Genomic DNA, 20,253 nt, shown 5'->3' with positions numbered 1-20,253 from the left:
GGCATTTTCTAGTCTAATTTGTTTGTTATTATAAGGGGCTATAAATTCAAAATTAGTTTTGGCCCCATGTATTCAGTGCTGGTACCTGTAACAGCTCTTGGCTTAAACTTTTGTGTATTATACTATTTGTAGCCATAATCTTTCCAGAATATAGTTTTAGTGGCCCCTCATCATAGGCAGTAACTTTTCCCCCAGCTTCTTGGACTAGAATTACTCCAGCAGCAATGTCCCAGGGGGATAAACCTCTTTCCCAATAACCATCAACACGTCCACAAGCCACATGTGCTAAGTCGATAGATGCAGCCCCACTACGTCTTACTCCTTGGGTTAAGTGGGTAAGGTGGCAGAACTCTGCATAATTATTATTTAGTGTTTCCCGGCGATCATAAGCAAATCCAGTCGCCAATAAGGATTTGCCCAATTTATTAGTTTGAGAAACACAAATAGGGTGACGATTTAGGGTAGCTCCTAAACCCATAGCAGCCTGAAATAATTCGCCACGAAGAGGATCATAAATTACACCCAACCTAGGAACACCATTGATCAACAAACCGATAGAAATGGCAAAACAAGGATATTGATGAGCATAATTGGTAGTTCCATCTAAAGGATCTATTGCCCAGAGGTATTCATTTTGATAGTTTCCTAAGTTACCAGACTCTTCTGCAAGAATTGCATGTTCAGGAAAATGGCGGTGCAGACAATCCAATATAACTGCTTCAGATTCTTTATCTGCTACAGTCACTAAATCTCCTGGTCGCTCTTTTTCCATAATTGTATCTTCTACTTTGCCTAGATAGTCTTGCAAAAGGGCTCCGGCAGCCAATGCTCCCTCCGTAGCAACATCGAGAAATATTTTTAGATTAGACATAACTAAATTTTTGATTATAAATCCAATAGGAAATTGTTAAATCATTCATTTATTTTTCCCCATATTATTTCTCACCAATACTGACGACTGAACTCATGAGGGCTTAAGCGCATAGGCTTTTCTGGGTTCCAAATTCCCCCGCCCGTAAGTCTTGCCCATTGTTGGGCACGCTCCAAGCGGGGGGTATATTTTTGATTTGGTGTACTTGATACATATAATACATAACCATCTTTAACTAACTGCTCATTTAATAGTGTCCCATCTTTCCACACATAAGCTAGAGTTCTACCAATTTTATCTTGGATAAGAATATCCAATTCTAGGATGATTGGTTTTCCTTTACCAATCAGTTCTTGTAGTCTTTTTTTTGCCCTCATTCCCCAGGGGCGTTGACGCAGATTAGGTGCTTCTACACCAATTAATTTAACTTGAGAAATCAAGGTAGACTGATTATTTATACCTCTTACTTCCAAGGTTTGCCCACTAACCACTTGACTTACATTTACCTGTATTTTAATTGTTTCTTCTGACTTTTTAACAAACTCACATCCTCCGACTAGAAGGAAAATAATACAACTTGAAACTAATATATGATACTGGAAAATTCTAATGTCAAACATATCTATTCCACAACCAAGGTCACTATCAAGGTATAAGTATCAACTTAAGTGAGAAATTATTTACTTGTTAATCTTCCTACCTACCATCAAATAAATCTTGTGGATAATGGTTTAGGTCTAATTAGTATATATTTGAAAACTTTTAACTCATTAAGTCATCATTTTTGCGTCGAGTGTAGCCAATATATTGTATTCGATTAATTTCATGATGAAAAACATATTTCTTATGGATTAAAGATTTTATCTTGATTGAATAGCAATGCAACAATGGCTATTCTTAATAGTAAGAATAGCCATTATTTATCTCCTGACTTTTTTTACAGAGTCTAGTCTTCACCCAATGTCAAGCCTAATTTCACATTACCCTTCGCAAAGAATTTCCCAAACTGAAGCTCATACACCTTATCTTCCTCCTGAATTTCAACTTCTAAATCAGAGCAAGCATAACTAACACACAATAGAGCATAACCTTTATCCTTTAATTCTGGAGATAGTCCCATGGCTTCTGGTTGGTAAATATCTCCATACAATATTTTTACAGCACAAGTAGTACAAGCACCATTTCTACAGGAGAATGGCAACTCATGACCTTGTTGTTCTGCAGAGTGAAGAATATAGTAATCATCAGGGACTTTTAAACTATACTTTATACTTTTAGCATGGTCGTGAATCTGAACTTTATAATCTTGCGACATTTTTTAATACTAATTGTGAAATATATTCTTTAATGATTGCAGTTTGTAGAATTTCATTGTAGGATAAAACCTCATAGTGTTTGGAGAGATGGCCGAGTGGTTTAAGGCGCAGCACTGGAAATGCTGTTATACGGTAACGTATACGAGGGTTCGAATCCCTCTCTCTCCGTTAGTACTCGTAACATAAATCTTAATAGGGATTGCTTTAGAAGTGATTTAGGTGTTGTAGTGACAATTATATAACTTCATTGTGTCTGATTTAATTGCCTTGCTCCGCTGTCAAGTGAGTCCCCCCTGACTTTGTGACAGCAGGGGTTATTAATGACCATCAAGATCATTGAAGATACTATGGCAAAATTATTTGCCCTGTTCCACCATAAAATTTAAATCTGGCATAAATAACTTACCCCAAAATATTTCTATAGATATCTATTTGACTGGGTTTTATCTACTGACATAATCCATTTTTCTTATGGAGAATAAAGACTTTCTCATTCAATTTAATTATTCACCGTATTCTTGGTTCAATATCTGCTCGGTATTTATAACTTTTTATCTGGATGCCAAGCCAACACTATATATTTCTCTTATTTACCAGATAAAAACTTTAAATTAAATAAGTTTTACAAGTACTCTAGGTGGTGCTTTAATTGTGAGAATTTACCAAGGTCCCTAGATTTTGCTTATTTCTCGAGAGATATACCCCGGCTATATTACTGGTCTGCGACCACATCATTCATATTACAATTCAACAGTTTCTAATTCAATGACTATGTATTCCTAGTGTTTTTACTAAAAGTCCATGCTTAGGTGCAAAAACCATGGAGATTGCAAATAATAGAGTCTGTAATAATACAATACATCCACTTGTTGCGGCATCAATATGGTAGCTAATATAAGTACCTACAACACCTGAAAAGATTCCAGAAATAACAGCAATTAATGTTATGTTGCCAAAGTCATCACTCAACATGTAAGCGGTTGCTCCAGGAGTCACTAGCATGGCAATTACTAAAATAATTCCCACAGTTTGTTGCGCAGCAACAATAGTTAAAGCTAATAATGTTAATAATACATAATACAGTACGGTGGTATTTAATCCAATACCACGAGCATGAGTTGCATCAAAACAAAATAGTAGTAGGTCTTTACGCAATATCATCAAGAATATTATTGCAACAGTGCAAATAATAATTGTTTGAATTAATTTTTGGTCGGAAATACCTAAAACATTTCCAAAGAGAATATGTATTATATCTATACCACTTGGTATTTTAGAAATCAGTACTAAACCAAAAGCAAAAAAGCCGGTAAAAACTAAACCCATCACTGTATCTTCTTTAACTCGAGTTTTGGATTTGATAAACCCCATTGAAATCACTGAACCTAGGCCAAATACAAAAGCCCCTATCGCAAAGGGAATACCCAAAATATAGGCGATAATAACACCTGGAAGAACAGCATGAGATACCGCATCCCCCATTAAAGCCCACCCTTTCAGGGTCATATAACATGAAAAAACTGAACAAACAAATCCTACTAATGCACTGACAAATATAGCCTTGAGCATAAATTCAAATTGTAAGGGAGCAACAAACCATTGCCAAATTGTTTCAATAATCAAAATATTTTTCTCCAGATAATTTCTTATGCATAAAAAGTTGGAAATTATAGAAACTTATAAAAATAGATAAGGTTAAGCAAAGAGTTGAAGTATTTTCTAATTAATATTACTGCTGAATTGTGATTCACTTAGTAAGTAGGGAGCAATTATTTACCATTCACAATTTCTTTAGTTGGTATCATTCCCTCAAATGCGAGGGCAATATTTTCTTCAGTAAAAACTCTTCTTGTAGGCCCATATGCTAGAATAGAGCGATTAATAAAAACCACATCATCACAAAATGTGGAAATAGAAGGTAGGTCATGGATTGAAATTAAAATTGTGTGGCCCATATTTCTTAATTCTAATAGGAGTTCAATCATAGCTTTCTCTGTTTGAATATCTACTCCTGCAAAAGGTTCATCTAAAAGAACTATTTCTGCTCTTTGTGCCAAGGCACGTGCCATAAATACCCGCTTCTTTTGTCCCCCTGAAAGTTCTCCAATATGTCGATATTTGAATTCACTCATGTTGGTTCTTGACAAACTCTCTGCTGTCGCCTTCCAGTCATCTGAGCTGGGGATTCTTAATAAGTTCATATAGCCATAACGCCCCATCATTACTACATCTTGGACACTTATAGGAAAGTCCCAGTCTATGTCCTCAGATTGAGGTATATAAGCAACCAAGTTCTGCTTTTGTGCCTTTTTTATAGGCATTTCCTTAATAAGGATATATCCCTCTTTATGAGGTACAAAGCCCATAATGACTTTAAATAAAGTCGACTTTCCAGAACCATTCATCCCTACTAAGCCAATTATAGACCCGGACTTTAGTTCTAGTTTTGCTCTATATAAAGCTACTTTACCATTGTAGGTAACTGTGACATTTTCCACTCTAACTGTAGTTATAGACATAATATTTTATAACTTGTTGAATTCTATTGTATTCAATGATATATTGCAGCTTTTTATCAAAAAACAAATGCTAAATAATACGTTATACACTTATCTACAAAGCTAATAAATAACCATCAGTTTTTCGACTTTTTAAAACCATTAGAAAAAGCATTAATATTGTAATCTATTAACCTATAGTAAGTTGGTGCAGCCCCATTTACTCCGGTAAGTGAATCGACATAAAAAACACCACCAAATTTTGTGTTGCTTTCTTTTGCTACTTGTTCTTGAACATCTGCACTAACAGTACTTTCACAAAAGATTGCGGGAATCTGATTATCTTGAACTATTCTGATGACTTTTCTTAATTGTTGTGGAGTTGCTAGCTTCTCAGAATTAACTGCCCACAAATATACTTCTTTTAGCCCATAATCTCTAGCTAGATAAGAAAATGCTCCTTCACAAGTCACGATAAAACGCCTATTCACCGGGATTTTTTCAACGGTTCTTCGTAACTTCTGATCAATTTGTTTAATCTTTTCACCATAAGCTAGTGCATTAGCAGTATAAGTCTCTGTATTATCTGGATCTAATGATATCAAAGCATCACGAATATTCTCGACATACTTCAAAGCCAATTTTGGTGACATCCAAGCATGAGGATTTGTTTGTCCTCCGTAGGTCTTGTCTCTGATGTTGATCGGCATAATGCCCTTACTCAAGGTTATATGAGGCACATGTTTTAAATTGCTATAAAACTTCTCTACCCATCGCTCTAAACCCAAACCATTATCTAATATTAAGTCTGCACTCTTTGCTCTGACTATATCACTGGGGGTAGGCTCATAGCCGTGAATTTCCGAACCTGGCTTAACTAAAGATTCAATAAGTGATTTTTCTCCTGCAACATTACGAGCCATATCAGCAAGTATTGTGAAGGTTGTGAGAATAACTTTTTTATTTCGCGTATTAGCATCTTTTGTAATAGTAAACCCCTTCCTTGTCTTGCTAGACATCTTACCCAAGGGAATACACCCACTCAAGCAAAACACAAAGACTATTGCAGTTGCAATCAGCTCTGATATGCTACGGGTAAAATTAAATACTTTTATATGGGAATGTCTACTGAAAAAGTTAGCCATGTAGATCTTTTCGAGGAAATCTCATTGTTATATCATTTTCCGTATGACATCAATCATACCTGCTAATAAAAAAATTCAAGGATATAATTTCCTGACAACTGTTAATTTATGTAATATTAGAGGTGCTACAGTCAAAAAAATCAGATCAAGACTTATGCTATTTAAGCTATTGAAATGCTGAGACGAGGAGCTTGTTAAGGGCGCAATTATAGAATAGTTATATGAGGTAGAACATCCATTATAGTGTTCAAGCAATTTGTTTGTAAATATAATAACTAAGAAAAAATATAACCCTTTAACTTTTACTAGTAGATTTACTTACTCCTGCTAATTGCTGTAATTCTCTTAATTATATTTTCTATAATTCTCATCGTTAGAAACATTTGGGACGGCGTAATCATAAACTAGAACAATTATTAATACCTATACAAACAATAAGCATGTGGTATGAAATCCTAAATCTATGACTTCTCTGTATTAGAAGGTTTATTCCGGAGTTAGTTTTATAAATTGTTTTAGAAAACAGTGATTGCACTTTACTATTAATCCTATACACAATGAAAACCAGGCAAGAATCTGGTGAGGGTGGCTCAGTTAGTTGTAGAAACTAGCAGTTAATTAATTCAATTTATTCTACTGTAGGATACTAAAAAAATGAGTTGTAAAACCTAATTAAGTGACTATCAGAAAGAATCTGGCCATATCCTATTATTTAATTCAAATGTTATATACTCCCCGACTTAATAAAACTTTGCTTTAATGAAAAGCATGCTTAACCTCATGACTAAACGCATATATTACAAAAGGTTTTAGAGTATGCTTTAGATTATCAGAAGGCAGATAAAATTCTATAGAAAAATTTTTAAGATAAATTATACATTTCGATGCGGTTGGGTGGGTAATGATTGATTAAGTTGAGCATATTTACATAAAAGTAAAAATGATTGCCTTTAGGGGTACCATGTTCTTCAATATGCTCAAGAAATCAACAAGTTTTGAATATTTATATCAAAGTTTGAACATTTTCATATCAAGGGTTGAATTAGTATTAGTAATACTTTATGTATTCATGGATTGATAAAGTAGGAAAATAATCTGGTGACTCTATTCACCGCAAGAAAAAGTCTAATAATCATTAAACTTTCTAAGTCTACTAATATGCCAAAAGTAATACAGACTTATTTATTGGGATTAACACAATTATCTAATTAAGCTGTTTGATCAATGGGTCAAGGATATATTAATGTTGCTATATCTATTTAAAGGAATAAAATTTATACTAATCGGGATGACAGGATTCGAACCTGCGGCCCCTTCGTCCCGAACGAAGTGCGCTACCAAGCTGCGCTACATCCCGTTACTACACAGCAGTAGTAGTTTGTGATTTTATCACAATTACCAGGCTATTTCTGCTGTTATAGTTTTTTTTAAACAGCCACATTAAATTGACTAGCAATAAAATTCAAATCTCCTGTTGAAATGTTCTCATGATATTAACTAGATGCATTTGAGATTGCAAGGTCAGTAAATCAGTCAAAGGCAGTTCTTTTTTTCCTCCTCCAATTTTCACCGGAATTGAACTTAGCACCTCAAAAATTCGATCTTCAGTTATTGTGTTATCTACTAATAATGGGTACATTTTTTCTGCTACTACTGTATGTAGTTTTGCATTGGAAAGATAAAGATGCCACTTGGCTATATCTATGTATAGATTATCACCTATTTCAAATGCTAGTGCTTCTATTATTTTGTTGGTATTAGTTGAAACCATCAGAATAACCCCATCTAATGAATATTGTATTCGTACTTTATTCCCATGTTATAGCCACATTAAAAATAGCATTGGGAAATGAGCAATTTGGGTTACTGTTTTCCCTTGAATTAAATTATATCGTTTTCACTATTGGCTTCTGTGTAATCGGCAATTAAAACCACATAGAGAAAATGAATTAAGAGTAAAACCAACCAGGAAGAAGTGAACCAATACAGCCATTGCTTGTTAGTTCTAATAAAAATATGGAAGAACCACAATCCAGAATTGCTAGCAGCCAGAATTGCTAAATGAACAGCAAAGTTCATGCGATCATCTAGTTTACGGTAGGCTGGATCTTCGCGATTGGGTTTTCGTGGCCAACTGGGAGGCATAAATCTTATGTTTGGTAGTTTTTAAAAAACTTCAGCAGTAATTATTTTACGGGATATAGAGTCAAACAATTATAGATTTTAAATTTTGGATAAACAAGGGAATAGCCTTATATCTTTCTTATTCGTCTTTTTACTACTCACCACTAAGTTAATCCGCTTATCTGCCACCAGGCTTACTAATAATATAGTGAACAGATTCAATTTGAATGGATTTTTCCAGCGCTTTTTCAGACAACATATTAAGGTTAAAGCTGCTATAGAAAAAGCAGTCAATCTATACTATAGTTTCCGCTTTTGTTTTGACCATCGATTGGATTTAATCATTAGTGATACTCATCAAATAGAATTAGTATCTATTAGTATCTCTACTTTCTGTATTGATAGTGATTGATACAAAGGGATTCAGTTAGATATCTGTTTAAATACCATACACAAACCCCCAATTCCCACTAATCTCGCAGTTACTAGTACATCTCTTTTGAGAGTATTACCATCTTGCAATTGCAGCAAAGTTGCTTGTAAGCATTATACTTTAGTAGTAATTGGTAGCTATTTTTGTCGATATATCTACCCTCTGTGAATGCTTTTGGGTCTCTAAGTAGATTAAATTTATATAGTCTCCTTGCTTTATTTGGCTAACCTATGCTATCATAAATTACTCGCAAGGACGTGTAGCTCAGTGGACTAGAGCACGTGGCTACGGACCACGGTGTCGGGGGTTCGAATCCCTCCTCGTCCGTATATTACGGGAGACAGTTTGAGAAAAATGCTCACCCGTCCCAACTCAAATGTACTACCCTTACACTAACTTGGGGGATTATTATTCAAGGCATAAAAGTCTCTACCTTTACCCAAGGCAAAACTTATGGAGTTTTGAATATTCTTGCTGGAAAAAGCAAGAAATACAAGAATTGCACAGAGAGTTAATAGCGTAGCTAAGGCAAAAACATTACGGTAGCCGTATTGTTGTGCAATATAGCCAATAATGGGGCCAGCTATTGCAATTCCCAAATCTAAACCCATAATACATACTGCAAATATTTGTCCTCTTTCATAAGCCCGGGAGCGGTCACTCATCATCGCAGTAATTATAGGAACAGCTGTACCATAACCTGCTCCTTCTAAAAATGCTCCCCAGAGAAAAGTATTAATATCATTTGCTTGCCAGATAAAAAACATTCCTAACCCATAGACTGCAAGGCTTACTGTTATAAGCAAACCCCTGCCGAATTGATCGCTGGCCCGTCCACCAAATAACCTAAAACTGAAACTTGCTATTGCACCTACAACATAAAATAGTCCTGCATTTAAATCTACTCCTGTATCTTTTATAAATAAGGAAATAAAAGTATGTAGTGTCCCAAAATTTACTCCCAAAAAAAACATTACCAGAAAGGGAATTTTAACTCTAGGACTAGCTAAAGTTGTCCAAAAACCCTTTTGTTTTACTGTTGTGGGTTGTTTGTGAGTAGGAGGGTCAATAACGGATACAATGCACAGCAATGCCAGTAAACCAAAGAAAGAAGAAGCAATAAATAAGGCTGAGTAGCCCATCTCCGCCTGCAAATATGCCCCTACAGCTGGACCAACTGCCATTCCTAGGGGATTGACTAAACTCATATATCCAATTGCTTCTCCATGTCTACTCACATGTGTTAAATCCACTACTAAAGCTAAATAAGCAGTAGCAAAAGCAGCAATACTTACTCCGTGAAAAGTTCGAATCAACATTAATAGGGGTAAGGAACTCACTGCCAAATAACATAAAGGAGAAATAGCCACTACAGAAGTGCCTATTAATAATACTATTTTACGTCCGTAGGAATCAGACATTTTTCCCATCCATCTCCGGGATAACAGTATTCCTATAGCAAAACAACCCATAACAATCCCAATTTGCTGTCTGTTTGCTCCTACTGTTTGCATATAAAGGGGTAATGTAGGTAATAATGAGCCCATGCTACACCAGAATAAAAAACCTGCCGTAAACAACACCAATATATTATGGCGCAATTGTTTCTTTGATATTTGCAACATTTTGATGGTACATGGGAGTAAGTTATGTATTGTATAAAAATGGGCAGGGTTTTCCCTGGTACTTTTATTTTAGATTACTTAATATTACATAATATAACAAACTAACTGTAATAATTTTTCCTGAAATGCCATTATTTAGATACTCAGACTATAGAGTAAATAAACTCTAGGCGCTTTGGATATCAATAATATTCTTTTGGAGAGAGACTATTCTGCTAGTTTTTGATGCTTAGGTTCCCAAAACCTGGAAGCTATAGAATATTAGAGGGGTATAGTCTTAAATACTCTATTGGAAAACTTCTTGGGAAGCCTTAATTTCAAAGGTCATAATGGGGTTAATTCCTAATAGTTATTGATACCATTAGCATCTGTAAAGTGACTTTAAAAATCGAGATTGGAATATGTCATGGCTGTTTCACTTTCATAGGGATACTTGACTAAGTAAACCAGAACAGATGGGGATAGAAAAACATAGATTTTACTGTTATATGAAACAGCTCTAAAATTCCTGGTCATAGAGTTTTATTGTGGAGATTAGCTTGAGAGAGGTTTATGAAGTGGCAAGATAAGTTAGGAAATCAGAGAAACTGGGTTTGGAGGGGTTGGCAAATTCGCTATACTTTCATTCGCCCCCACGAATATTCTCTTCAAGAAGTACCGCTGATTTTGATCCATGGTTTTGGTGCTTCCATTGGTCATTGGAGAAATAATTTAGAAGTATTGGGTAGTTACCACACAGTTTATGCTTTGGATCTGTTGGGTTTTGGTGCCTCCCAAAAAGCTCCGGCTAATTATAAGGTGAAGCTTTGGGTAGAGCAAATATATGATTTCTGGCGAGCTTTTATTCGTAAGCCAGTAGTCTTGGTAGGTAATTCTATAGGTTCGTTAATCTCCTTAGCTGTAACTGCAAGCCATCCAGAAATAGTAAAGAGCGCAGTGATTATGAGCTTACCTGACCTCTCTTGGGAAGAAAAAATAACCCCAGCTTTTTTACATCCTGTGGTAATGGGTATTAAGAACATGGTTGTATCACCGTTGTTACTTAAACCCCTATTTTACATAGTACGCCATCCTATTGTGTTACGTCGTTGGGTTATCATCGCTTACGCCAATCCTGAAGCTGTCACTGATGAATTAATAGATATTTTTGCAAGGCCTCCACAAGACCATGGTTCAGCCCGTACCTTTGTAGCTTTATTGCAGGGTTTTACCAGTAAAAATTTTAGTCCTAATATCAAAGATATTTTATCTAACTTAACTATTCCTATTCTATTAATTTGGGGTAACCAAGATAAGTTAATTCCCCCAGTGCTGGCAGAAAAATTTGCCCAGTATAATCAAAATTTACAAGTAATATACTTGGATAATGTTGGGCATTGTCCTCATGATGAAAATCCAGAAGAAATTAATAAATTAATTTTGGATTGGATTGACCACAACTTGAAAAAAAATCAAAGGAATAAAACTGCCTTGCAATTAACTAGTTAAAATGGAAATATATAATTTCCGCATTAGTGTCTTGATTATATTCCTAAAATAAAGAGCTGTTTCTGACAGTTTTAAGCATATTGCATATAGGTAGGTATATAAACAACTTCTAAAATGCTAGATGTATACTATTAAAACTTCCAGAAATTCAATTTCAAACAGTTTTTACAAGTCAAGATATTACCTATAAAAGCATCTGATAGTAATCATAATTCATAAGTATTCAATAGTAGAGAAACAATCAAACTATTAGATTAGTAGGAGATAATAAGTCTTCATATTATCTAACCAAATAAAGCCACGGGTGGAATTTTTATATAAGGGGTTTGAATTGTATTGTGAAGGATAAACATATTATTTTAGTCACTATTCTAGTGCCTTAATATTTTAAGTTTTGACTAAATAAAACTGATATGGAACTTCACGTAGAGTTGTATGTGAGTATGAGTAATACCAACAGTTTATTTTTTAGACTTTCCAGTTTTGGGTATTCTATCTTGTAAAATAGACCTGCTAGCAAATAAACCAGTGTTTAAGTTGACATTAAGTAATCCTATTTACTAGTGAAGATTATTTTAAGCTGCTACCCAGTAGAAACTTAATAATTTCATTAATTTACACTTATAAAGTTTTACCGATCGAAATCTAACCTTATATTATTCCTTAGCGTTTTTTCTGACTAGCTCTATATTCTTTTACCAAGAAAACTGCAAATATGAGTATACGTTTAATCTTTTAAGATCTTGGTTTACCTTTCCATTTATTGTCACTTATTTAAATGTTTTACTGTCTATGTGATACTATTTAGAAATAGTCACTCTTGCTAGTATCCCTTTATCTAAATCCCTATAATTTTGGGTTTAAGCAAGAGTGTACTGTTATAAACTGAAAATAGGGTATATAACTATAAATTCCTAACTAAAAGCTCTTTATTTGAAAGTAATAGAAGAGTTGTTCTGCAAATGATGCCATTATAGCAAGCTAAACTAACTTTTAAATAACCTGCTCTACTTCGGAAATTTCTGGAATCATCTCCCGTAAACGACGTTCAATCCCCATTCTTAAAGTCATGGCAGAGCTAGGACAAGAACCACAAGCACCTTGCAAACGAAGTTTTACAATGGGGCCATCAAGCTCCACTAGTTCTACGTTACCACCATCAGATATAAGATATGGACGCATTTCATCTAATACAGTTTCTACATTTTCTACTGTCAATTCCATTGTTTACTACCTCTATAAACTCAAGTAGACTTATTCACCAGATTAATTATAATGGTATATTTAACCGCTGGGATATTTATATCCTAATATTCTAATTTTTCAAGCTGCTAGACTAGTAACTTGTATTAAATATTCTCCTCCTCACAGATATTTAGACTGATTCAAGATCGCCATAAGTGGATTGAGCAAAAATCATGACATTTACCTAAGTCTTTGAAACCATTCATGTATAGGATATATTATGTGGGTATGCAAGATTATTCACTTTACTTATTAATTCTATAGATTTTACTGTATGGATTTTATTTATTTAATATCTTGCTCCCAAAGCATAATCATTGATGTAAGTGTAAATAATTAAAGTTCTTTATTACCACCTTTATCTTTTATGAAGACACTCACAAAGTACTCAAGCGGGAAGTCGTATAACCTTGACATTCATAAAATTATTATTGTGGGTTAGCTACATACCTGTTAACTTCTTATCCTGAATTGTATAGTCCAGAAATTCTATAGGGTGTATGATAATTATCTGATTTTCCTGTAAATGTTTCCTAATCTGTAAACTACAACCAGAATTAGGTCGAAAAGAGGTTTTGTACCTTTGATCACCACAATTCTTCTGCCATTTCAGATTGCAAAATATTATAAACTTCTGTACTACCACAACAAATTGCTGCATTCACTTGTATGCAACCCAGAATTAATTACACCTAATCGTATTTCTTCTGTTACGCAAGAATAATAATTGGCAAATCATCTTGGAAATATTTTAAAGTGGCCTCTGTCAGAAGAGATTCCATCACTGTAAAAATATGGGAGACATTATAAAGTATTTTTGTGGCATAAAAGAATTTAGAAAACCCCAGTTTTTGAGAAAATAAGAGGACAAAAAAGAAAAATATTAACCTATTAATATAGAAAAATAGGGATAGAAGTATTTTGCGGATAGCAGAATTTTTTAAACAGCGGGCATAAGATTACTTGCAGCTATTAGCCTATCATGTTCTATCATGTTCCATCCTAGAAGGATGTATGATAACATAATAAATAAACTACATAAGAATCAAAAGCCTTATTGTGGATTTACTTAATGCTATTTTCCCTTTATTAGTTGCATATATTAAGTTTATTCTACCACTAGGGGAATCCATTTATTTGCCAATTACTTGATAAGTAGGATAGATGAAAAGATAAAACCCATAGTGCATGCAACTATCAATTAATTTAGAATCTTTTGGCTATTTATTATCAAAACCTTTAAGCTTTTTTATATTGATCTGCTGACCGTTTTTATAATACGGAATTTGCATAGCTAATGTCTAATACTGTTCTTATTAAGAAATAGTATAAATATACGAAGAATAGGATTTTTAATTTCAGATTCTCACTTGTTATCTGAGGTTCATCATATCTCTCCAACAAAATGCCCGGGACTAAAAATGTTCTTGCTGTCGAATTGCCTTTTTGTGTCCTGCATTAAATTTAGAGGATTACTAGTATAGCCCCAAATATCTATATTTTCTTGAACTTGATTATCTGCTGTAAGAATACTCAAAAAACCCTGTGATGTTCACAGACTATTCACATTTTTAATATTTCTTGTTTCTTATCAAACTGTAATAAACCCAAGCCACAGCTAATATTAATAACTCCCATCTCTAATTTAGCTATAACTTCTGTTGCTGTAGGGGTTATTATTTCTGTTTTACAGGCAATAGAAGATTTTTTGCTTGTCCTATGTATTTATTCTTGCAATCCTTGCCATAAGTTCACCTCTTTTGAATTTTTACCAAGATATAAATTATCTACAAATTCTTCAGAGAGAAAATTAGCTTTGATCGCGCTTAAGCAAGAAAAGTGGAGACTTTATCCTGATTAAGAAATCGGTTTTATATCTACTATTGAGACTAATGTCTGGGATACTGATAATTTTGGGAAAAAGCGAAGTATAAATTGCATAATTTTTTTGTAAATAATGGGTTCTAAAAGGTATATTGAAGGGCACTTATTTTTCCTCAACCTCTATTTACTTAAATTAATTAGTAGAAATATATCAAAGTATAAGAGATATGACTAAGCCATATCATAATCATACATTTATGATATGCTTTTTAAGCAGTTATAAAATACTTACTAATATTAGTATATCAAAACCATTAATAATAAATTTATAAGCGGATAAATCTTTTCTTGACTTAGTAAATAAGGATTTTTATGTCCCTGGTAACTGATAGATATCAAATGAAATTACAAATCGATTTTCGTTCTACTATTAGGTAGTTTTTTCTAAAAATAGAAGAAAGCTCTTAAGTCAGTTAGTCTATTTACTAATATGCTGTCAAGAAGACTAAAGTAAATATCTGATTTATTCTAGTATTTAGAGTATCAAATACTAGAATAAATTAAAAGCCTTTTATAAAATTTACTATTGAACAATAGTTGATATTATATATCATTAATCGATGGATATAAAATTATCAGTCTAATGTTTTGAACTCCAGTATAGTAAGTTTGACTTAGTATTGGTCAACCTTCTATTATCAATAGTTATTACTTAATACTAATATAGTCAATACAGCTGGATATTTGATTTCAAGACTGAGTAAATTTAGGAGTTACTCATAATAAGTCTGTAGCTACTTTTGATCTTTGAAGTTGTAGATATATTGTAATCCCAGATTCTATTTTCGTGATAGAAGTTTGCTATAACCAATCAATAAAATTGCAATATTATAAATAACAACTAGCCTCACTATAACTTAAATATTCTAATTAATAATAGAACTAACTATTAATTTAAAGTTCTATATGCTAAGCAAAATTCATAATACTACTCTGGCTGAAAGTTTAGTGTTTTTAGCTAAAAAGTGTTCTTTTTACTGAAGTACATACTCAACAGAGGATAATGAGTATGTACAGTATTTGTAGTGGCTAAATTTTTTAATCTCCTTACCTATTGTAACTGAGTTTTTAATGATAAATTATCTGGTTAGTTAAAAGAATGCTTAATAGTTGTTAATAACTTTCTGGTATTAGCTACTTTAAAATTCATAATAGGTAATAAAAATTATTAGTAAATACTTGTATTATCTAATAATATTAATCATAGGAAGTGCATTTTTTAATTGGCTGCTACAGATAGCTATATAATAGTTTGTAGCAGCTTAAATTAGCAAGGGTTTAAGATTTTTGTGGGCAATTTACTGATAAAAAAGCTACTTTTGCCGCTGCTTGTTCTGCAGCTTTAATAGAACGTCCCTTACCATTCCCCAATTTTTTCCCGTTCAGCCATACTTCAGCTATAAAGCGTTCTTGATTACGTACAGAAGGAGGTATCTCTACTACTCGGTATTCTGGTAACACCTTAAACTGTGCTTGAGTCCATTCTTGCAAAGCAGCTTTGTAGTTAAGCCTGGCAGGGTCACGGCGAATTTCAGTGGCGAGTTTGCAAAAGTGACTATCCAGCCAGGGACGAATTAACTCCAAATTATTGGTGCTGAGATATAACGCACCAAGAACCGCTTCGAAAGCATCTGCTAACCGGGATTGTTGTCCTACTCGATCACCACTAGCACTGCCTGCTACTAGTAAATATAATTGCAAACCATATTCCTTAGCCAATTTTGACAAAATGCGATCACTTACTAACACGGAACGAATAGCAGCAAAATCTCCAATTGGAAAATCTGGGTATTTTTCCCATAAAACTATTGCTGCCACCAAACGTACTACTGCATCCCCCAAAAATTCTAATTGTTCATAATTGTCAGAATCTGAAACAGAAGGATGGGTAAGTGCTAAGTCAAGTAAATCCCACTTTATTGGTTCTTCTAGTGACAAGCCTAATTTTTTGACTAAAGTTTCGAGTTGGCGTTGTCGACGTGGATAAGCAAGTTTCATTAAAGCATGTTGATAATATAGTTAAGAAAATTTTTGTGCTGATAGGTGGGAGTGGAATTTAGTATGGTCTCAGTTTCAAACACAGATGATTTAAAACTTGATTGTAAAGTTAGGGGAAATGAGTTTCCCTTAACTTGGATTTTAGTTTCATATTTACAACTGTGAAAGTTCTTATTGAGACAAAATTAAGGGTATTGTAGCAAGTACTTTAACCCTTATACAATGAATTTGTAGCTCACTGCGAACTTGATAATATTTATTTACCAGCCTGCTAAAAATTTATTGATGTTACAGACTTAAGCTAAGTATATGACATCTTAAAGAATAAGGATTAAAGATTATACTACAAGGTATTTATAAAGTGTAATAACAATCATTTCTAGAGAAGAATCAGCACATATTTTTTTCGATATAAGCAACTTAGCAAGTTTTCTAAAGAATAAGAGTTTGAATGGAAACGCAAAAAATCATGATAGGAGTAAAATCAAGTCCAAAATATGTTTTATTAAGTTTGCCTTGAGGCAATAAATCTAGACTAGGTTTAAGTAAGTGTTGTAAAGTCCTACAATTCAAAGCATAGAGTTATGAAAAAAGTAATTAGCTTATTTCTTTATATTTTCCTGAGTAAACTTAAATAGTTCAGATTTATTCTCAAAACTAATGCAAGTCTAAATATAAAGTAAAAATTATACTATACAACTAAAATAAGGCATTAATTTAACTGTTTTTTTGTACCTTAATCCTACCAACAGACTGGCCTAAAAACAAATATTTAGTTTTCTCAAAAGTATCATAAAAAATTTCTAATGGTCAGCAATAATTGCAAATTCTAAGTATTTTTTATATGTATCAATATACAATACAAATGAAAAAAGTCTTGGAAAATGATTCTAGTTTGGTTTTCTATGTGTATCACTATAAAAGTTAATTACAAATATTTTCCTTAAAGAATAAAGAAAACTTCTTATGGACAAAAATTATGCTTTCTATCAAGCATCTAAATTTGAAGTATAACAATGGTGATATTTTTATTTTATGGTCAAAATAAGTCTCCCATAAAAAATTATTTATAGGGTCTTGATCATAACCCTGAATTGTATCCTAAAAAATCTAATAATTTTCAAGTAAAAAATGATCTCATCTGTAGGAAACTTACATTCAAAGAATTTTTATAAATTAAATCTAAATCTAGGGTAATCAAACCTTATTGGATAAAGAAATAGACTTGCTAACATCTAAAATATATACTAATAAAGCCTAATTAAATGTTTCTGGAAAAAAGCTAGGCATAATTTGTAATAGCATCGTTTTTTGTAAGGTGATCTTTCCTTCATTTTATTTATACCCCTTTATAGTCCCATTGTTCCTACTTAATTATATATTCTGGAGATGTTTTTTATCTATTCAGTAAAAACTATTAGTAGAGAGAGAGTTGGTAGTAAGCCGGGTTCTGTTCTCATGAGCAATTAACTCATGAGGGCGGTTATCTATCTGGGATGTTTGTTACCAAACACCTCTAGCGGCTCTAATTTAGCGGAGTCGGTAAAAGACCAACCATCACTCCTGTGACCTTGCTTCCAACCGGGGTTTACCTAGCCAGTACCTCTCGATACTGCTGGTGTGCTCTTACCACACCTTTGCACCCTTACCCCTAAGGATTTCAAATTTTAAATTTTGGACTTTCGATTGATTCTAAAATCTAAAATTTGCAATTTGAAATCTAAAATTTAGAGGCGGTATTTTTCTGTGGCACTATCCTCACGATCACTCGCACTGGGAGTTATCCAGCAAGTCAGGTCTTTAGGAAGCCCGGACTTTCCTCAAAATGGTGTTTACACCATTCTGTAACCGCCTACACCTACTCTCTCCTATTAATTAGTTTAGTATTTTATGTTGCATATGGGAAACTAATGATAAAGTTAGGAGACTTACAGTCGATAGTTGATAGTCAAAATATCTTCTTCTTAACTCATTTCTTACCACTCTCTTTCTATTTCTTCTACTACATTACTTCTTTCTATTCCAGGGAAGTGCATAAGTCCAAGGAAGTTTTTTAATTTTAAAAGGGCAATTAACAATACAAACAAGAGGAATATTTGTTCCTTGGTTAACACCATAGGTAGCCTCTGCTATTCTTAAAACTAAATCCAGAGAAAACTCAAAATCTATCTTGCCACTCATAAAATCCATATACTGCTTTTTTTGGAGTTTTCCTCCTTTTTGTAACCCAGGAATATTAGCTATTGGAAGAGCTGGGGAGTATGTACCTGTTTCTTTATCTCGTTTGAATACATCTTCTGCAGTAACTGATTCTTTGAGAGTTCTACCAGGAACAATCAAACTTGGAATCTGAGGTACAGCCAAATCCCTAACTAAGTCTGGTGATTTACGAATTACTCGCCGTGACCGCTGATCAATACCTGCAATAGAACTATTATCCCAATCCACATAAATTGCTAAATTCTCAGATTTATTTTTAACGTTCATGAATAGGGTATCAGGTTCATCTATTGGATATATCCCTTTTAAAGAAAAGGATATCTCTAACTTATCTTCCAAATTTTGCCTTTTTAATTGCTCGGTAATAGTTTTTCTTGCATCACACTCTACTTTTATACGATCACCGATAGAGTCAACCATACGATTAAATGTATAGGTAATACCGATAATATAAAGTGTCAATACAAATAAATCTAAGTTGTCATTGTTCATAATTTATAGAATGCGAAATTCCTTATTGTGGCTCTGACACGTGCTGGTTATTTAAGCTAGTTTGAACCTAGAATTTTATAATTATGTTAAGTTAACATAATTATTCACTAATAACTTCATTAAAATAAGGACACTAATTACTAATGATCACTATCATTAGTAATTAGTGTGATTTAGTCTACATTAAGAATTCATATATACTAGCTACACAAATCAAATTTAATATTGTGGTGTAATAATTTACATACTCATATGAAATGCAAAAAGCATGCTAACTATCATATGTAATCAGGTCTATTTCAGAAATTAATCAAGCAAGAAATATATGTCCTAACATTAGTGATAATTAAATCAATAATCTTCAAAATATCCCATATCCAATTGCTATAAATTCTTTTTAATAAAATCTGCAGTGTATATTTTTTACTTAGATAAAAGTATTTTTTCTATTTGCACATGATATACGTTAAACCCTAATTTATATTTTTATTCTTTGAATTAATATTATACTTTAGATTTTGAATTAGCTAAGCATATATCTATTTTTAGATACCATCAATTATACTTTACACTACACAATTTATAGTGAGATTTGCTGAGGTTTACCGATCTTAAAAATAACCCATTTTATTTTGAAATTATAATAAAAAGTACTTATAGGTGTCACTTTCACTTTATACAAGCAATTCATTTTTATTTTTTGAGTGTTTAGAGTTTTAAGATGTCATTGTATTTGGCTACATAAATTATAAATACATTAATCATATTAACAGTATCAATAAAACTTGCTATACTGTTTAATTTATTCTTTTTTATTAAACAAATCTTCTTGCTAAGAACGTATTGCAAAATTTATTGTAAACGTTATATGGAAAGTAATAGGTTCATAAAAACCCTAGTTTGATTAGATAGAG

14 protein-coding genes, 3 tRNA genes and 1 other RNA gene are annotated in these 20,253 nt (G+C 33.0%); 3 read left to right on the top strand and 15 right to left on the bottom strand.

Annotation, left to right across the window (positions count from 1 at the left end):
- Positions 1–52 precede the first annotated feature (52 nt).
- The 3 genes from RINTHH_RS02630 to RINTHH_RS02620 all read right to left on the bottom strand — a co-directional run bounded on the left by RINTHH_RS02630 (position 53) and on the right by RINTHH_RS02620 (position 2,186).
- Positions 53–871: an inositol monophosphatase family protein gene (locus RINTHH_RS02630; RefSeq protein ID WP_044304427.1), complete on the bottom strand. Its 819-nt coding sequence runs from the start codon at positions 869–871 to the stop codon at positions 53–55.
- Positions 872–942: 71 nt separating this feature from the next.
- Positions 943–1,491, bottom strand: a complete 549-nt coding sequence (locus RINTHH_RS02625) for a thermonuclease family protein (protein WP_008232547.1) — start codon at positions 1,489–1,491, stop codon at positions 943–945.
- 326 nt (positions 1,492–1,817) lie between these two features.
- Positions 1,818–2,186 carry a 2Fe-2S iron-sulfur cluster-binding protein gene (locus tag RINTHH_RS02620; RefSeq protein ID WP_008232546.1) on the bottom strand — a complete coding sequence of 123 codons (369 nt, stop codon included), beginning with the start codon at positions 2,184–2,186 and terminating at the stop codon, positions 1,818–1,820.
- Between the two features lie 82 nt (positions 2,187–2,268).
- Here RINTHH_RS02620 and RINTHH_RS02615 point away from each other — a divergent pair.
- Positions 2,269–2,355, top strand: a tRNA-Ser gene (locus RINTHH_RS02615).
- Positions 2,356–2,949: 594 nt separating this feature from the next.
- Here the strand turns inward: RINTHH_RS02615 and RINTHH_RS02610 are convergent.
- From RINTHH_RS02610 to RINTHH_RS02585, 6 genes are all read right to left on the bottom strand, one after another.
- A complete protein-coding gene (locus RINTHH_RS02610; protein WP_008232545.1) occupies positions 2,950–3,810 on the bottom strand; it encodes a metal ABC transporter permease in 861 nt (286 codons plus the stop codon).
- Between the two features lie 146 nt (positions 3,811–3,956).
- Positions 3,957–4,706 carry a metal ABC transporter ATP-binding protein gene (locus RINTHH_RS02605; protein ID WP_008232544.1) on the bottom strand — a complete coding sequence of 250 codons (750 nt, stop codon included), beginning with the start codon at positions 4,704–4,706 and terminating at the stop codon, positions 3,957–3,959.
- 116 nt (positions 4,707–4,822) lie between these two features.
- Positions 4,823–5,830 (bottom strand): metal ABC transporter substrate-binding protein, encoded by a 1,008-nt coding sequence (locus RINTHH_RS02600; protein ID WP_008232543.1) that lies wholly within the window; start codon positions 5,828–5,830, stop codon positions 4,823–4,825.
- 1,283 nt (positions 5,831–7,113) lie between these two features.
- Positions 7,114–7,187 (bottom strand) — tRNA-Pro (locus RINTHH_RS02595).
- A gap of 105 nt (positions 7,188–7,292) precedes the next feature.
- Positions 7,293–7,601: a DUF3181 family protein gene (locus tag RINTHH_RS02590; RefSeq protein WP_008232542.1), complete on the bottom strand. Its 309-nt coding sequence runs from the start codon at positions 7,599–7,601 to the stop codon at positions 7,293–7,295.
- Between the two features lie 110 nt (positions 7,602–7,711).
- Complete coding sequence (locus RINTHH_RS02585; RefSeq protein WP_008232541.1) at positions 7,712–7,975, bottom strand: 2TM domain-containing protein; 264 nt, start codon at positions 7,973–7,975, stop codon at positions 7,712–7,714.
- A gap of 665 nt (positions 7,976–8,640) precedes the next feature.
- Here RINTHH_RS02585 and RINTHH_RS02580 point away from each other — a divergent pair.
- Positions 8,641–8,714, top strand: a tRNA-Arg gene (locus RINTHH_RS02580).
- A 65-nt stretch (positions 8,715–8,779) separates the two neighbouring features.
- Here RINTHH_RS02580 and RINTHH_RS02575 read toward each other — a convergent pair.
- Positions 8,780–10,018, bottom strand: a complete 1,239-nt coding sequence (locus RINTHH_RS02575) for an MFS transporter (protein WP_408005747.1) — start codon at positions 10,016–10,018, stop codon at positions 8,780–8,782.
- Between the two features lie 546 nt (positions 10,019–10,564).
- On the opposite strand from RINTHH_RS02575, the gene RINTHH_RS02570 reads away from it, so the two are divergent.
- Positions 10,565–11,500 carry an alpha/beta fold hydrolase gene (locus tag RINTHH_RS02570; RefSeq protein ID WP_008232538.1) on the top strand — a complete coding sequence of 312 codons (936 nt, stop codon included), beginning with the start codon at positions 10,565–10,567 and terminating at the stop codon, positions 11,498–11,500.
- Positions 11,501–12,493: 993 nt separating this feature from the next.
- Here RINTHH_RS02570 and RINTHH_RS02565 read toward each other — a convergent pair.
- From RINTHH_RS02565 to RINTHH_RS02550, 5 genes are all read right to left on the bottom strand, one after another.
- Complete coding sequence (locus RINTHH_RS02565; protein WP_008232537.1) at positions 12,494–12,724, bottom strand: NifU family protein; 231 nt, start codon at positions 12,722–12,724, stop codon at positions 12,494–12,496.
- 463 nt (positions 12,725–13,187) lie between these two features.
- Positions 13,188–13,406 (bottom strand): hypothetical protein, encoded by a 219-nt coding sequence (locus tag RINTHH_RS02560; protein WP_044304426.1) that lies wholly within the window; start codon positions 13,404–13,406, stop codon positions 13,188–13,190.
- A gap of 2,501 nt (positions 13,407–15,907) precedes the next feature.
- The gene (gene rnc / locus RINTHH_RS02555) at positions 15,908–16,627 is read right to left on the bottom strand and encodes a ribonuclease III (protein WP_008232535.1); all 720 of its coding nucleotides are present in this window, start codon (positions 16,625–16,627) and stop codon (positions 15,908–15,910) included.
- Positions 16,628–18,050: 1,423 nt separating this feature from the next.
- Positions 18,051–18,493: RNase P RNA component class A (rnpB, locus tag RINTHH_RS10095), an RNA gene on the bottom strand.
- A gap of 141 nt (positions 18,494–18,634) precedes the next feature.
- Positions 18,635–19,339: a hypothetical protein gene (locus RINTHH_RS02550; RefSeq protein ID WP_044304424.1), complete on the bottom strand. Its 705-nt coding sequence runs from the start codon at positions 19,337–19,339 to the stop codon at positions 18,635–18,637.
- Positions 19,340–20,253: the final 914 nt, after the last annotated feature.

Origin of the sequence: Richelia intracellularis HH01 (assembly GCF_000350105.1) — a bacterium.
GTDB lineage: Bacteria > Cyanobacteriota > Cyanobacteriia > Cyanobacteriales > Nostocaceae > Richelia > Richelia intracellularis.
The sequence above is the reverse complement of the archived record's forward strand: the minus strand, read 5'-3'. Positions and strand labels throughout refer to the sequence as shown.